The organism is Methylobacterium sp. Leaf113 (assembly GCF_001423325.1).
Classification (GTDB): Bacteria; Pseudomonadota; Alphaproteobacteria; order Rhizobiales; family Beijerinckiaceae; genus Methylobacterium.
The window spans coordinates 601,527-616,453 of sequence record NZ_LMNJ01000001.1; the positions used below are offsets into that span (position 1 = coordinate 601,527).

Below are 14,927 nucleotides of genomic sequence, written 5' to 3' on the forward strand. Positions count from 1 at the left end.
CTGTCCGAGCCGGGCGAAGGGAAATCTCAACCTTAGCCAACCGTTAACTCCGAAGACGGTAGCGTGACCGGACAGTTCCCCATCGTGTCTGGTACCGCATGCGCTCGCTTCGCCGTTCCGCATCGCCCTACGATACTTTCGTCGACAGCTTTCGCCCGTTCCTGGCCAAGCGGATGACGGAGTTGGGCGGTTTCGTGCTGTTTGCCGGTGCCACCGCGCTGACGGTTGCCCTGGCGACGTGGTCGATCGACGATCCGAGTCTCAACCACGCCACGGATCATCCCGCCCACAACGTGCTCGGAACCGGCGGTGCCGTGGTGTCCGATCTGGCGATGCAGCTTCTCGGGCTCGGCTCCCTGGCCTTCGTCTTGCCGCCGGCCCTGTGGGGCATCCAGCTGATGCGCACGCGGACGCTGCCGCGCGGCGGTCTGCGCCTGACGCTCTGGATCATCGGCTTCTTCGCCGCGAGCGCGGTGGCCAGCGCCTTGCCGTCGACGGCGCGCTGGCCTCTGCCCACCGGCCTCGGCGGGGTTGCCGGCGACGCGCTGATGCATGCCGCCCGCACGATGCTGGGCATCCTGGCCTCACCGCTCCTGGCCTTCGCGGGCTTCCTGTTCGCCGGCGTGGCGATTCTATGCCTCACGGGTGCCTGCCGCGTCGGCGAGGCCGAGGAGGACGATGCGGATGCCTACGATGCGCCTCCGGCCTCTGTGCGCCAGCCCCAGCGCGGTCGCGTCGATAACACCCAGGACGGGCGCTACGAGGATGACGAGCCGAGTCTCGGCATCGTCTCCCTCGGGGCGATGGCGCAGGCCCTGATGGGCGGTCGCGCGGCCCTGGCGGCCCGGATCGGGGAGTGGCGTGCCGAGCGCGCCGCCGCCGCCACATCGCTCGCCTATGCGGGGGCCTCGCCGGCCCTCGCGGCGCAGCGCGCCTTCGCGGCACCGGAGGATGCGCCCTGGGCCACGCATGCCCCGGAGGCTCGTCTCGGACCGTCCGACGGACGGCGGGAACCCGTGTTTGAGCCCTTCGATCCGGCCTCGCCCGGCCCATCGCCGACCGTCTCATCCGCCCCGCCGGCGGCGGTCTCGCAGCGGCGGCCGGCCCCGGTCCATCACGACGAGGATTTCGACGACGCGGAGGACGCCGATGGTCCGGCCCCTGTCGAGGAGCCGGCCCCGGCGCGCTCGCGTGTCGCGCCCGCCGCTCCCCCGCCGGTGCCCGCCGCTGCGCGCCGTACTCCGCCCCAGCAGCCATCCGAGAACTATCGCCATCCGGCCCTGGAACTGCTCGGTGAGGCGCCGCGCCTGCCGGCCTCGAGCCAGATTTCGTCCGAGGCCCTGGAGCAGAACGCCACCCTGCTGGAAGCGACCCTCAGCGATTTCGGCGTGCGCGGCGACATTCTCGCGGTGCGTCCGGGTCCCGTCGTCACCCTCTACGAGCTGGAGCCTGCCCCCGGCACCAAGTCGAGCCGCGTGATCTCGCTCTCGGACGACATCGCCCGCTCGATGTCGGCGGTCTCGGCCCGCGTCGCCGTGGTTCCCGGCCGCAATGCCATCGGCATCGAGCTGCCGAATGCCCGGCGCGAGACGGTGTACCTGCGCGAATTGCTGGCCTCTGCCGATTTCGCCGAGACCAAGCAGAGCCTCGCCCTGTGCCTGGGCAAGAACATCGGCGGCGAGCCGATCATCGCCGATCTCGCCAAGATGCCTCACCTGCTGGTGGCGGGCACCACGGGCTCGGGNCTCGCCCTGTGCCTGGGCAAGAACATCGGCGGCGAGCCGATCATCGCCGATCTCGCCAAGATGCCTCACCTGCTGGTGGCGGGCACCACGGGCTCGGGCAAGTCGGTCGCCATCAACACCATGATCCTGTCGCTGCTCTACCGGATGAAGCCGGAGGAGTGCCGCCTGATCATGGTCGATCCGAAGATGCTCGAATTGTCGGTCTATGACGGCATCCCGCACCTGCTCTCGCCCGTGGTCANGGATGAAGCCGGAGGAGTGCCGCCTGATCATGGTCGATCCGAAGATGCTCGAATTGTCGGTCTATGACGGCATCCCGCACCTGCTCTCGCCCGTGGTCACCGACCCGAAGAAGGCGGTCATCGCCCTCAAGTGGGCCGTGCGCGAGATGGAGGAGCGCTACAAGAAGATGTCCAAGGTCGGTGTCCGCAACATCGACGGATTCAACGCCCGACTGGCCGAGGCGCGTGGGCGCGGCGAGATCCTGACCCGGACGGTGCAGACCGGCTTCGACCGCGAAACCGGCGAGGCCGTCTACGAGACGGAGGAGATGGACCTCTCGGCGCTGCCCTACATCGTCATCGTGGTCGACGAGATGGCCGACCTGATGATGGTGGCGGGCAAGGACATCGAGGGCGCGATCCAGCGTCTGGCCCAGATGGCGCGCGCGGCCGGCATCCACCTGATCATGGCCACCCAGCGCCCCTCGTCGGCGCTGCCCTACATCGTCATCGTGGTCGACGAGATGGCCGACCTGATGATGGTGGCGGGCAAGGACATCGAGGGCGCGATCCAGCGTCTGGCCCAGATGGCGCGCGCGGCCGGCATCCACCTGATCATGGCSACSCAGCGCCCCTCGGTCGACGTCATCACGGGCACGATCAAGGCCAACTTCCCGACCCGGATCAGCTTCCAGGTGACGAGCAAGATCGACAGCCGGACGATCCTGGGCGAGATGGGCGCCGAGCAGCTGCTGGGCCAGGGCGACATGCTGTTCATGGCCGGCGGCGGGCGCACGACGCGCGTGCACGGTCCGTTCTGCTCGGATTCNCGAGATGGGCGCCGAGCAGCTGCTGGGCCAGGGCGACATGCTGTTCATGGCCGGCGGCGGGCGCACGACGCGCGTGCACGGTCCGTTCTGCTCGGATTCSGAAGTCGAGAGYGTGGTCGCCCACCTCAAGCGCCAGGGCCGGCCGTCCTACCTCGAGGCCGTCACCGCCGACGACGGCAGCGGCGACGAGAAGCCCGCCAAGGGCGGCTCCGACGAGATCGAACTGGACGGCGCGGTGTTCGATCAGGGCAGCTTCGGCGAGGCCGGCGGCGATCTCTATACCCAGGCCGTCCAAGTGGTGCTCAGGGACAAGAAGGCCTCGACCAGCTACATCCAGCGCCGTCTGCAGATCGGCTACAACCGTGCCGCCTCGCTGATGGAGAAGATGGAGATCGAGGGCATCGTCGGCCCGGCCAACCACGCCGGCAAGCGCGAGATCCTGGTCGAGCCGGATCCGCACCAAAGCTGAACGCAGGCGCGATCGGGTGCGCCAGGAGCCTGAGCCGTCGCGAGACGCGAACGGTCTGCGCTTTCGAGGGCGATCGTATTTCTCATCTTGGAGGCAGCCTGCGCGTCACCCTCTCCCGCCTGCTCCGCAGAGGGGGGAGGGTCGATCCCGTACCCGACCCAGGCTCCATTCTTCCCGACACGAGACCCCGCTTCCCGCGATCGCTACGGCGCGCGGTTCGGCGGTAACCCGCCTCTATCCGCGCGGCGCGAACAGGATGACGGCGGCGCCGACGAGACACAGGGTAGCGCCGGCCATGTCCCAGCGATCCGGCCTCTGGCTCTCGACGATCCAGAGCCAGAGCAGCGAGGCGGCGATGTAGATCCCGCCATAGGCCGCGTAAGCCCGTCCCGCCGCTTCGCTCTCGACGCGGGTCAGAAGGGCGGCGAACAGCACCAGCGCCGCGATGCCGGGGCCGAGCCACAGGGCCGAGCGCCCGAGCCGCGCCCAAGCCCAGAAGGCGAAGCAGCCGGCGATCTCCGCCAGGGCGGCCGCGGCGTAGATCGCGAGGGTCGCGAGAGGCTTGTCCATGGACTACGCGAGCGACGTGAAGCGATAGACCGTCGTCGCCCGAAACGGCGCGTCCGGCCGCAGGACGGGGCTTGGGAAGGTCGGTTGGTTCGGCGCGTCCGGGAAGCCCTGCGCCTCGAAGCAGACCGCGTCGCCGGCCCGGTAGAGCCCTCCGCCCGATCCGGTCACCGTCCCGTCCAGCATGTTGGCGGTGTAGAGTTGGAGGCCCGGCTGGGTCGTCGCTACGGTAAGGCAGCGCCCGCTCACCGGGTCGACGGCCTGTGCCACCTCCCGCAGGGCTCCGTCGCCCCCGAGCACGTAGGTGTGGTCGTAGCCGTGGGCGAGCGCCAGCTGCGGGTGCGCTTCGCGGATGCGCGCGCCAAGGGCGACCGGCATGCGAAAGTCGAAGGGCGTGCCGGCGACGGAGGCGATCGCGCCGGTCGGGATCTGCTCGGCATCGGTGACCAGCACCCCATCCGCCGCGATGGTGACGATGTGCCCGAGGGCGCTGCCGGCGCCCTCGCCGGCAAGGTTGAAGTAGCTGTGATTGGTCAGGTTGAGGATGGTCGGCCGGTCGGTAACGGCGGCGTAGTCGATGGCGAGGCTGTGATCGTCCGCCAACCGATAGGTGACGGTGACGTCGAGGTTGCCGGGAAAACCCTGCTCGCCGTCCGGGGAGCGGTAGGTCAGGGTGAGGCTCGCGGCCTCGGCGGCCGTGACGCGCCAGACCCGGCGGTCGAAGCCTTCCGGCCCGCCATGCATGGTGTTGCGGCCCTCGTTCCGGGGCAGGTCGTAGCTCCGGCCGTCGAGGTGGAAGCGCCCGCCGGCGATCCGGTTGGCGTAGCGCCCGATGACCGCGCCGAAATGGGCGTCGCTGGCCGCGTAGCCGGCAAGATCGGCGGCCCCCAGGACGACGTTGGCCCGGCGTCCGGTCCGGTCCGGCACATCGATCCGGCTGACGATGCCGCCGTAATCGAGGATCTGCACCCGCAGATCGCCCCGCTCCAGGGTGTGGCGCGTGACGGGATCGCCCGCGCCCGTCGTCCCGAAAGGCTCCGCCTGCATGGTGTCCGTCCTGGTGTTCCCCGGCTCAACGCGTCGATGGCGGATCGGTCCCGTCAAGCCGTTCGGTCGTCAGGCCGGCAGCCCTGCGGGCTCGGCTTCGGCATCACCGGCGAGCTGCATCCGATGCAGCCGGGCATAGATTTGTCCCTCCGCGATCAGCGCCTCATGCCGGCCGGTCTCGACGATGCGGCCACTGTCCATGACGACGATGCTGTCGGCGTCGCGGACGGTCGAGAGTCGGTGGGCGATGACCAGGGTGGTGCGGCCTCGCATGAGGCGCTGGAGGGCCGCTTGCACCAGGCGCTCGGATTCGGAATCGAGCGCGCTGGTGGCCTCGTCGAGGAGCAGGATCGGCGCGTCCTTGAGGAATGCGCGCGCCAGCGAGATCCGCTGGCGCTCGCCGCCCGACAGGCGCCCACCGGAGGAGCCGACCTGGAAGTCGTAGCCCTCCGGAAGGCGGCTGATGAAGCCGTGCGCCGCCGCCGCCTCGGCCGCGGCCTCGATCTCGGCCCGCGTGGCACCCGGCCGGCCGAACCCGATATTGGCCGCGATGGTGTCGTCGAACAGCACCACGTCCTGCGAGACCACCGCCACGGTCGCCCGTAGCGAGGCGAGGCTGACGGTGCGGATATCCTGGCCGTCGATGCGGACCGTCCCTTCGGTCACGTCGTAGAGGCGCGGCACGAGATTCAGGAGGGACGACTTGCCCGAGCCGGAGCGGCCGACCAGTGCCACCGTCGCACCGGCCGGAACCGTGAAGTCGATCCCCTCCAGGGCCGGTGCGTCGGGGCGGTAGCGGAACTGCACACCGGTGAAGCGGATCTCGCCGCCCGCGATCCGCAAGGGCGGCGCGCCCGGAACGTCCCGGATGCGCGGCGCCTCGTCCATCAGGGCGAAGTAGCGCTGCAGCGCCGCGCCTGCCTCCTGCAGAATCGCGTTCAGGGTCCCGAGGGTGCGGATCGGTTGCGAGGCAAGCAGGAGGGCGGTGACGTAGCCGGTGAAGTCGCCGACCGTGCGGTCGCCCGAGGTCACGCGCTGGCCGACCAGGGCCAGGACGGCGGCGACCGCGAAGCCGCCGCCGATCTCGAGCAGCGGGTCGAGGCGGCCGCGGGCGTTGGCGGCCTTCATCTTGAGGCGGCGCACCTCATCGAAGGCGCCCTGCGCCCGGCCCTTCAGGTAGCCCTCCAGCGCGTAGGTCTTGGCGATGCGCGCGCCCTGCAGGCTCTCGGTGATCAGGCTGGCGGTGAGGCCCATCCGCTCCTGCGTCGCTGTGGAGACCCGACGCAGCTTCTTGCCGACGCGTCCGATCGGGCCGGCCACGAACGGCACCACCACGCCGGCCACCAGGGTGAGGATCGGGTCCATCCACAACAGCGCCGCCACCAGGGCGATCAGCATGGCGATGTCACGCAGGAGGACGGTGGAGATCCGGGTCAGGCCTTCCTTGATGAAGGCGAAATCCGTGGTGAAGCGCTGGGTGAAGGCCGCAGGGCTTTCCCGCCCCAGTTGGGCGAGGTCCGAGTCGATGAGGTGCCCATAGAGGGCCGCCTGCATGTCGGCCTCGACGCGGGTGACCACCCGGTTGGTCAGGACGTTCTGGCCGAACAGCGCGAAGCCGCGGATCGACGTGATGGCGATCACCACGACGGGACCGTAGGCGAGGGCCGCCATGTCCTTCCGGTCGAAGGCGTCGAAGGCGAGCTTGATCAGGGTCGGATACAGGCCGGTCGCCGCACCCACGATGGCGATGAGCACCAGGACCACTGCGAGGGTGGCCCGGTGCGGCCGCAGCCATTCCCGCCAGACCCGGCCGAGGAGGGGAAGGATGTCGCCCTTGGGAAGCGCTCGTCGCGCCATCTGATCCGCTCTTTCCGTGTCCGTGCCCGCCCGACGGCGCTTGGGCCGTGACTGCCCGGGTGTTTGCGTCCGGCTGCCGGCGAGATCAAGGGAAAGCCACCCCGGGCGGATGCGCGGCACGGGTCCCCCTCGGTGCACCGGAGACCAGCTTGGCAATGTGATAATGTTACAGTAGAGCGGGTGGGCTGATCGAAAGGACCGTTCCCGATGCCGCTCCGGCTTCCATTCTGGCGCCTCTCCGCCGCCTTCGTGCTCCTGCTCGGTCTGGCGGGACCGGGTTGGGCGGAGGATGCCAAGCCCGCACCGGCCACTCCCTCGGCACCGGCGGTTAAGATCAGGGTCGTGGCGACTTTCTCGATCCTGGCCGATTTCGTGAGCCAGGTCGGGGGTGACCGGGTGGCCGTGACGTCGCTGGTCCAGCCGAACGCCGATGCCCACGGCTACGCCCCGGCGCCGAGCGACGCCAAGACCCTGGCCGACGCCAACCTCGTCGTGGTCAACGGGCTCGGGTTCGAAGGCTGGCTCGACCGCCTGATCAAGGCCTCCGGCACAAAGGCCCCGGTCGTCGTCGCCTCCGCCGGGGTCAAGCCGATTGAGGCCGAGGACGACGATCACGCCCATCACGGACACGGCCATCACGACGATCCCCATGCCTGGCAGAGCATCGCCAACGCCCGGATCTACGTGGGCAATATCCGCGACGCCCTCGAGCGGATCGATCCGGCCCACGCGGCGACCTACGCGGCCAACGCGAAGGCCTATCTCGGCACCCTGGATGTCCTCGAGTCCGATGTGCGGGCTGCGATCGCCGCGATCCCGAAGGCGCAGCGCCGGATCATCACCACGCACGACGCCTTCGGCTACTTCACCGCCGCTTACGGGCTGACCTTCATCGCCCCGCAGGGCATCTCGACCGACAGCGAGGCGAGCCCGCGCGACGTCGCCCGCATCATCCGCCAGATCCGGCAGGAGAAGATCCCGGCGGTGTTCCTGGAGAACATCAGCGATCCGCGCCTGATGCAGCAGATCGCCCGCGAGAGCGGCGCCGTGATCGGCGGAAAGGTGTTCTCCGACGCTCTGTCGGGCCCGGACGGCCCGGCGCCGACCTACGTGGCGATGATGCGCAACAACGTCTCGGCTTTCACGGCGGCGCTGGGCAAACGCTGAGGCGTCCGGCCTCAGCCTCCCGTCATCGGCGGAAAGAACGCGATCTCGGAGGCGCCGGAGATCGGCGCGTCCGGCTTGGCATGGACCCGGTCGATGGCCGCCCGGACGATGCCCGTCGTCTCGAAGGCGTAGGCGTATTCCTCGCCTCGTCCGCGCAGCCAGGTCACGAGATCGGACACCGTCACGAGGTCGGCCGGGAGATCCAGAATCTCCTCGGCCTTGCCGACGCGCTCGCGCACCCAGGCGAAATACACGAGCTTCATCGCGGTGGTGTCCCTCAGCGCGGATCGTCGATGACGTGCTTGATCCCGGCCCTCATGTAGTCCCAGCCGGTATACAGCGTCAGCGCGGCGGCGAGCCACAGCAGGATCGTGCCGGCCTGGAGTGTCCCCGGCAGGATCGACTCCCCGGCGGGTCCGGCCACCAGGAAGCCGATGGCGATCAGCTGGACGGTGGTCTTCCACTTGGCGACCTTGCTCACCGGCACGCCGACCTTCAGCTCGGCGAGATATTCGCGCAGACCGGAGACCAGGATCTCCCGACACAGGATCACGATGGCGGCCCAGAGGGTCCAGCCCACGATGGTGTTGTCGGCCGCCAGCATCAGCAGGCAGGCCGCCACCAGCAGCTTGTCGGCGATCGGGTCCAGCATCCGGCCCAGGGCCGAGCTCTGGTCGTAGGTCCGCGCCACGTAGCCGTCGAGGTAATCCGTGATGGCGGCCAGGATGTAGATCGCCAGGGCGCCGAATCGGGCGCTCGGTTCCTGCGGCCAGTACAGCAGAGCCACCAGCACGGGCACCGCGACGAGCCGACCGTAGGTCAGGCAGTTCGCAAGCGTCCAGGCTGGCGAGCGGCGGCGGGGGAGGACGGAATTCATCGCAGGCGTGAAACCATGTGCGGGGTTGGGGGTCAACCGCTCCTGCGAACGAACATTTTCACGCATGCGCGGGCGCGGCTCCGCGCTCAGCCCTGCGTGTGGAAGAAGTCGTACACCGCGCGCGCCGTGGCGGCGTTGACACCGGGCGTCTTCGCCAGATCCTCGAAGGCCGCGCGCTGGATCGCCTTCACGGTCCCGAAGTGGTGCAGGAGTGCGCGCTTGCGGCTCGGGCCGATGCCGGCGATCTCGTCAAGGGGGTTGCGCACCATCTCGCGCTTGCGCTTGGCCCGGTGACTGCCGATGGCGAAGCGGTGGGCCTCGTCGCGCAGGCGCTGTACGAAGTACAGGGTCGGGTCGCGCGGCGGCAGCTTGAAGGGCGGCCGCCCCGGCACGAAGAAGGTCTCGCGCCCCGCATCCCGGTCGCGTCCCTTGGCGATGCCGACCAGGGCCACGTCGCTGATGCCGATCTCCTCGAGGGCGGTACGGGCGGCATCCAGCTGCCCCTTGCCGCCGTCGATGAGCACGAGGTCGGGCCAGACCGGCAGGGTGTCGCTCTCGGGCGCCGCCTCCGGTACCGGCTCCTGCGCGCCCCCTTCGCTCGCCGCGATGGCAGCCTCCCGGGCCGTGCGCGGGTTCTCCTTCACCAGGCGCTTGAAACGGCGCTGGAGCACCTCGCGCATCATTCCGTAATCGTCGCCCGGCGTCAGCTCCTCCGACTTGATGTTGAAGGTGCGGTAATGCTGCTTGGCGAAGCCCGTCGGCCCGGCCACGATCATGCCGCCGACGGCGTTCGTGCCCATGATGTGCGAGTTGTCGTAGACCTCGATTCGCCGGGGCGCGCCCGCGAGCCCGAACGACTGCCCGAGGGCGGCGAGCAGCTTGCCTTGCGAGGCGGTGTCGGCGAGGCGCCGGCCGAGCGCTTCCTTGGCGTTGCGCTGCGCGTACTCGACGAGGTTCTTGCGCTCGCCGCGCTGGGGCTGGTGGATCTCGACCCGGTAGTCGGTGCGGCTCGACAGAGCCGCCGCCAGCAGCTCAGCATCCTCGATGGCGTGCGAGACCAGGACGCTGCGCGGCGCCGGTTTGTCGTCGTAGAACTGGCCGATGAACGAGGCCAGCACCTCGTCCGGCGTCATGGTCCGGTCAGCCTTGGGAAAGTAGGCGCGGTTGCCCCAGTTCTGGAAGTTGCGGAAGAAGAACACCTCAATGCAGAACTGACCCGCCTGCTCGTCGATGGCGAAGACGTCGGCCTCCTCCACCCCTTGCGTGTTGACCCCTTGCGTCCCCTGGATTGCCGACAGGGCCGCGATGCGATCCCGGAACCGGGCCGCGCGCTCGAACTCCATCTTTTCGGAGGCGTCCTGCATCTCCTCGCGCATGCGGTCCTTCACCGCGTTCGATTTGCCCGCCAGGAAGCTTTTCGCGCTGTCCGCGAGGCCCCGGTAATCGTCCAAATCGATCTCGCCGGTGCACGGGCCCGAGCAGCGCTTGATCTGGTAGAGCAGGCAGGGACGGGTGCGGTTCTCGTAGTAGCTGTCGGTGCAGGTGCGCAGCAGGAAGGCGCGCTGCAGGGCATTCACCGTGCGGTTCACCGCCCAGACGCTGGCGAAGGGCCCGTAATAGCTGCCCTTCCGGCGCCGGGCGCCGCGATGCTTGATGATCTGCGGCGCTTCCGAATCGGCCGTGACCAGGATGTAGGGAAACGACTTGTCGTCCCGCATCAGCACGTTGAAGCGCGGTTTCAGCTGCTTGATCAGGTTGGCTTCGAGGAGCAGCGCCTCGGTCTCGGTGGCGGTGGTGACGAACTCCATCGCCGCCGTCTGCGAGATCATGCGGGCGATACGGTTCGAATGCGCCTGTCCGCGCGCGTAGGACCCGACCCGCGCCTTGAGGTTCTTCGCCTTGCCGACGTAGAGCACGTCGCCCTTCTCGTCGAACATCCGATAGACGCCCGGCGAGGTCGGCAGGGTCGTCCAGAAGCGCCGGATCACCTCGGTGCCGGCCTTGACCGCGCCCTCCTCGAAATCGAAGTCGATCTCGGGCGCATCGTCGGCCTGGGCGTGGTCCTCGCCCTCCTCCTCGGAGGCGTCCTCCCGGAATCCACCCTCCTGGAATCCGTCCTGGTCGTCGAAGCCGTCCGGGGGCAGATCCTTGGCGGAACGCTCTCTCGAGGCGTGGTCTTTCGCGGGCGCGCGGCTCATGAGCCTGACTTAAGCCTCGCGCCGAGGCGAGGAAAGGGGCGGACCGGGCAAAGGCCGCCCTCGGCCCTCAATCGAACAGCGCGTCGATGTCGCCCTGGTCGACGTGGCCGATGTCGTCGGCGAGCTTCGGCCCGTTGAGCAGCGAGCTCTCGTCGTCGATATCCACCTTGGCCGGTGCCACGCCCAGCAGATCGCTGAAGCTGTCGAGGCCGCCCCAGGCCTCGATCATGCGGTCCAGGTGCTCCTCGATGAATTTCAGCACACCCACGATCTTGTTGATGCGCTGGCCGGTCAGGTCCTGGAAGTTGCAGGCTTCGAAGGCGACGACGACCCGATCCAGGATGGCGTCGATGTTCTCGCGCCCGGCCATGGTGGTGGTCATGGCGCGCAGCATGCTGGCGTTGGTCTCGATCTCCTCGATCGCGCCGAGGATCGTGCTGGTGGCGCGCTCCGTGGAATCCACCACGGCATCGAGTTCGCCGGCGACGCGGCGCATGCCCTTGCCGGTGTTCTCGGAGCGATAGAGGGTTGCGATCTCCTGCTTGGTGCGGGTGATCGCATCCTTCATGATGTCGAGCTCCGAGCGCATCGCGAACGCTTCGTTCAGCTCCTTCCGACACGCCTCGATCGTCTCCACCGTGCTGGTCTGCGTCACCTTCCGCAGATCCTGAATCGCGGACAGGATTTCGTCCAAGCGCTTGTTGTTCAGATTGGCCGTCTCCGACGAGACGGCGGATGCCGCCGCCACGGGGGCGCTCGCGAGGCCGAGACTGTCTTCGATGCGGTAACGTTTGAGAGTCATCGGTCGCGATCAGCCAACAAGAGAGAAGCCGGGCCACCTTGGGGCCAACTGATTTCGATTTCTTGAACGTCGCAACCGCTCGGCAACCTTTACGGTGCGTTCACGCTGAATCCATTCGCCTGTTCGCAGCCACCCCGGGCGGAACGATTCACCATACTCCTTCACCGGGTCTCCGCCTCGGCCCCCGATCCTGACCGCATGTCGAGCCCGGGATCGGGTCCGACCGGGCTTGGAGCGTTGACGAGCATGCGGTTCGATTGGTGCGTGGCCATCGCCTGCCTGACGGTGGGATGGGCGGGGCAGGGGAGTGGGGCGCAGGCGCAAGGCACATCGCGGGCGGGCGCCTATGGCGGCGGTTTCCTCGAGCTCCTGATGAACGACCGTGCCGGCACAGGGGCGTCCGAAGCCCGGATGGAGCGGCCGGTCTCCGGCCGTCCCTTACCCGACGGGCAATGGGGTTATCACCAGCCGCAGCCGCAGCCGCTCGCCTACGGCGTACCCCGCCAGCTGCATTCGGGAGATCGTGTCCCGGTCGAGCCGGAACCGGAGCGACAGACCCAGATCTCGCCGCAACGCGTTCCGGTGCGCCTCGCCGCTCTGCCAATGGCGCCGGATCGGGAACCGGCGGTCGAGCGTATCGCCCGCGCGCCGGATGCCCGCTATGCCCGCCAGGTCGTCGCCTTCGACGGACCGCAGCGTGCCGGCACCATCGTGGTCGATACTCCGAGCAAGTTCCTCTACCTCGTCCAGCCTGGTGGACAGGCTATCCGATATGGAATCGGCGTCGGACGGCCGGGCTTCGCCTGGGCCGGACTGAAGACCATCAGCCAGAAGCGGGAATGGCCGGACTGGACGCCGCCGGCCGAGATGATCCGCCGCCGTCCCGATCTTCCGCGTCACATGGCAGGGGGGCCGGGCAATCCGCTCGGCGCCCGCGCGCTCTATCTCGGCTCGTCGCTCTACCGCATCCACGGGACCAATGAGCCGCACACCATCGGACAGAACGTGTCCTCTGGCTGCATCCGCATGATGAACGAGGATGTCATCGACCTGTACGAGCGCATACCGGTGGGAACGCGCGTCGAGGTTTTGTGACACCTTGACAAGCTGACGGGAGGCTGCCCTCGATGCGGCCGCCTCCCGTCCGGATCGGATCAGACCCAGTCGTCGTCGCCGCCGCCGCCGAGGTCACCCCCGAAATCGCCGCCGGAATCGTCTGCGAACGAGGCATCCTGGAGGTCGTTGCCGCCCCCGAGGGCCGACCCGAGATCGTCGTTGCCACCGCTGCCGCCGAAGAAGTTATTCTCCGTGATGTTCGGGGCTCCGAGGCCTGCCGCCGCCGAGCTGCCGAGCTGGGAATGCCCGCCCGCGAAAGCGTTGGAGAGCGCGCTGCCGAGCAACATGCCGCCAGCCGCACCCGCCGCCATCGGAAGGGCCGTGGCCATGAATCCGCCGCCACGCGCCGGAGCCGCCTGCTGGCCACCCCAAGGTCCACCCTGCTGCGGTCCGCCCTGGGGGCCACCGTAGCCGGGCTGCTGCCCGTAACCCGGCTGCTGGCCGTAACCCGGCTGTTGCCCGTATCCGGGCTGCCCGCCCTGGTTCCCCCAGGCGCCGCCCTGACGTGGCGGCTCGGGCTGGCGGGCGGACGAACCGCCGCCGAAGATGCTGGACAGGAAGCCGCCGCCACCCTGGGGCTGCTGCTGGCCTGCACGGCGCAGCTGCTCGAGCTGCTCGTTCAGGCTCTTGATCGCCTCTTCCTGGACATAGATGAGCTGCGCCATCGCGTAGGGCGCGTAGGGCTGAGCCCGGATCTTCTCGGCAATGAAGCGCTCGGCTTCCGCGTCGCGGGGCTGGCTCGAAGCCTGCTCCAGGCGCTGGAAAATGCCGCCGATGACGTCGCGTTCTTCGCTGTTCATGGAGTTGTCCTCCTGGGGCAAGCCGGCGGGTGAACCACCCGCGCGGGGCGGGTCAGAGATGGGGGTGCCGTCGACCTTTGTCAGGGGCTCAACGCAAACTTTGCCGTCCCGGATGCATCGCGCCCGTGAAATGTGTGTGCCCGAACGCAGAAAGCCCGGCCTCGCGGCCGGGCTTTCGACGAAGAGGGCGCCCCGTGCGGGGCGCCCGGATCGGGTCCTAGTAAGAGCCGAACTTGTAGTTCAGGCCGGCGCGGACGACGGCGAACTCGGTGCCGCTGTTGCGGTTGGAGAAGCCGGGCTGGCGGTAGAGGACGTTGTTGGTGTCGTAGGCGTAGACGCCGGCGTTGCGGTTGTTGTTCTCGAGGTTCACGTACAGGCCTTCRACCTTGAGCGTGACGGCCGASGAACGGAAGAAGTTCAGGAACGAGTCGGTGGGGAGCGCGTACTCGATGCCACCRCCAGCGGCCCAGCCGGTGCGGAAGTCGTCGTTGCCGCGGAAGCCGCCGAACGAACGCTCGTTGCTGCCGGCGCCGTAGGCGAAGCCGCCGGTGCCGTACACCAGGGTGCGGTCGAAGGACCCATCTCCTCCGGTCTCATTTGCTGAGGATTTTCNCCAGCGGCCCAGCCGGTGCGGAAGTCGTCGTTGCCGCGGAAGCCGCCGAACGAACGCTCGTTGCTGCCGGCGCCGTAGGCGAAGCCGCCGGTGCCGTACACCAGGGTGCGGTCGAAGGCGTAGCCGAGGCGGCCGCGGACGGTGCCGAAGTAGTCGAGGCTGGCGGTGCCGCGCGGATCGACGAAGGTGACGCCGGGGACGGCGGTGAAGCCGGGGGTCAGGATCGAGTTGTTGCGGCTGCGGCCGAAGTCGACGTACTGGGCGTCAGCTTCGATACCGACGACCACGCCCGAACCCGGGGTGAACTGGTAGTTGTAGCCGATCTGACCGCCGCCCGTGAAACCCTCGTTGGAGTTGTTCGAGTANACGGCCGAAGTCGACGTACTGGGCGTCAGCTTCGATACCGACGACCACGCCCGAACCCGGGGTGAACTGGTAGTTGTAGCCGATCTGACCGCCGCCCGTGAAACCCTCGTTGGAGTTGTTCGAGTAAGCGACCTGCGACGGGCCACCGGCGCCGRCGAGGCCGTTCGGGCCACGCACGAGGTTCGGGAACACGTTGTTGTAGACGTTGGTGTCGCGGCTGGAGGCGTCGAAGCCGTAACCGGCGTTGAAACC

At 68.7% G+C, this 14,927-nt stretch carries 13 protein-coding genes and 4 pseudogenes; 7 read left to right on the top strand and 10 right to left on the bottom strand.

Annotated elements, in window-relative coordinates:
• Window positions 1-98: 98 nt before the first annotated feature.
• From ASF60_RS02780 to ASF60_RS25265, 5 genes and pseudogenes are all read left to right on the top strand, one after another.
• Window positions 99-1,744: DNA translocase FtsK (locus tag ASF60_RS02780; RefSeq protein WP_244478298.1), on the top strand; the 1,646-nt coding region annotated here is incomplete at its 3' end.
• 7 nt (window positions 1,745-1,751) lie between these two features.
• The coding region (locus tag ASF60_RS26120) for an FtsK/SpoIIIE domain-containing protein (RefSeq protein WP_443136722.1) at window positions 1,752-1,986 on the top strand (235 nt) is incomplete at its 3' end.
• Between the two features lie 3 nt (window positions 1,987-1,989).
• Window positions 1,990-2,442, top strand: a pseudogene (locus tag ASF60_RS25430) (FtsK/SpoIIIE domain-containing protein); the annotation flags it as partial.
• Between the two features lie 18 nt (window positions 2,443-2,460).
• Window positions 2,461-2,795, top strand: a pseudogene (locus tag ASF60_RS25435) (FtsK/SpoIIIE domain-containing protein); the annotation flags it as partial.
• A gap of 86 nt (window positions 2,796-2,881) precedes the next feature.
• Window positions 2,882-3,265: pseudogene (locus tag ASF60_RS25265) on the top strand (DNA translocase FtsK); the annotation flags it as partial.
• A 234-nt stretch (window positions 3,266-3,499) separates the two neighbouring features.
• Here ASF60_RS25265 and ASF60_RS02785 read toward each other — a convergent pair.
• From ASF60_RS02785 to ASF60_RS02795, 3 genes are all read right to left on the bottom strand, one after another.
• Window positions 3,500-3,835, bottom strand: coding sequence for a YnfA family protein (locus tag ASF60_RS02785; RefSeq protein ID WP_056179843.1), 336 nt, complete (start codon window positions 3,833-3,835; stop codon window positions 3,500-3,502).
• Between the two features lie 3 nt (window positions 3,836-3,838).
• A complete protein-coding gene (locus ASF60_RS02790; protein WP_056179847.1) occupies window positions 3,839-4,879 on the bottom strand; it encodes an aldose epimerase family protein in 1,041 nt (346 codons plus the stop codon).
• Between the two features lie 69 nt (window positions 4,880-4,948).
• A complete protein-coding gene (locus ASF60_RS02795; RefSeq protein WP_056179850.1) occupies window positions 4,949-6,736 on the bottom strand; it encodes an ABC transporter ATP-binding protein in 1,788 nt (595 codons plus the stop codon).
• A gap of 207 nt (window positions 6,737-6,943) precedes the next feature.
• Between ASF60_RS02795 and ASF60_RS02800 the strand changes: the two genes are divergently transcribed.
• Window positions 6,944-7,903 carry a metal ABC transporter solute-binding protein, Zn/Mn family gene (locus ASF60_RS02800; RefSeq protein ID WP_082507695.1) on the top strand — a complete coding sequence of 320 codons (960 nt, stop codon included), beginning with the start codon at window positions 6,944-6,946 and terminating at the stop codon, window positions 7,901-7,903.
• A gap of 11 nt (window positions 7,904-7,914) precedes the next feature.
• On the opposite strand, the gene moaD is transcribed toward ASF60_RS02800, so the two are convergent.
• From moaD to ASF60_RS02820, 4 genes are all read right to left on the bottom strand, one after another.
• Window positions 7,915-8,166, bottom strand: coding sequence for a molybdopterin converting factor subunit 1 (moaD, locus tag ASF60_RS02805; RefSeq protein WP_056179853.1), 252 nt, complete (start codon window positions 8,164-8,166; stop codon window positions 7,915-7,917).
• Between the two features lie 14 nt (window positions 8,167-8,180).
• Window positions 8,181-8,780 carry a CDP-diacylglycerol--glycerol-3-phosphate 3-phosphatidyltransferase gene (gene pgsA, locus ASF60_RS02810; protein ID WP_056179856.1) on the bottom strand — a complete coding sequence of 200 codons (600 nt, stop codon included), beginning with the start codon at window positions 8,778-8,780 and terminating at the stop codon, window positions 8,181-8,183.
• Between the two features lie 86 nt (window positions 8,781-8,866).
• Entirely contained in the window at window positions 8,867-10,978 is a 2,112-nt protein-coding gene (uvrC, locus tag ASF60_RS02815) for an excinuclease ABC subunit UvrC (RefSeq protein ID WP_056179860.1), read from the bottom strand.
• A 67-nt stretch (window positions 10,979-11,045) separates the two neighbouring features.
• The gene (locus ASF60_RS02820; protein ID WP_056179863.1) at window positions 11,046-11,780 is read right to left on the bottom strand and encodes a chemotaxis protein; all 735 of its coding nucleotides are present in this window, start codon (window positions 11,778-11,780) and stop codon (window positions 11,046-11,048) included.
• 246 nt (window positions 11,781-12,026) lie between these two features.
• On the opposite strand from ASF60_RS02820, the gene ASF60_RS02825 reads away from it, so the two are divergent.
• Complete coding sequence (locus ASF60_RS02825; RefSeq protein WP_056179865.1) at window positions 12,027-12,875, top strand: L,D-transpeptidase; 849 nt, start codon at window positions 12,027-12,029, stop codon at window positions 12,873-12,875.
• Between the two features lie 59 nt (window positions 12,876-12,934).
• Here the strand turns inward: ASF60_RS02825 and ASF60_RS02830 are convergent, their stop codons facing one another.
• The 3 genes and pseudogenes from ASF60_RS02830 to ASF60_RS25445 all read right to left on the bottom strand — a co-directional run.
• Window positions 12,935-13,696, bottom strand: a complete 762-nt coding sequence (locus ASF60_RS02830; protein WP_056179868.1) for a DUF2076 domain-containing protein — start codon at window positions 13,694-13,696, stop codon at window positions 12,935-12,937.
• Window positions 13,697-13,913: 217 nt separating this feature from the next.
• Window positions 13,914-14,308 (bottom strand): outer membrane protein (locus tag ASF60_RS25440; protein ID WP_443136717.1); only part of this gene is annotated, 395 nt, incomplete at its 5' end.
• A gap of 1 nt (window position 14,309) precedes the next feature.
• Window positions 14,310-14,674 (bottom strand): annotated as a pseudogene (locus tag ASF60_RS25445) (outer membrane protein); the annotation flags it as partial.
• Window positions 14,675-14,927 lie beyond the last annotated feature (253 nt).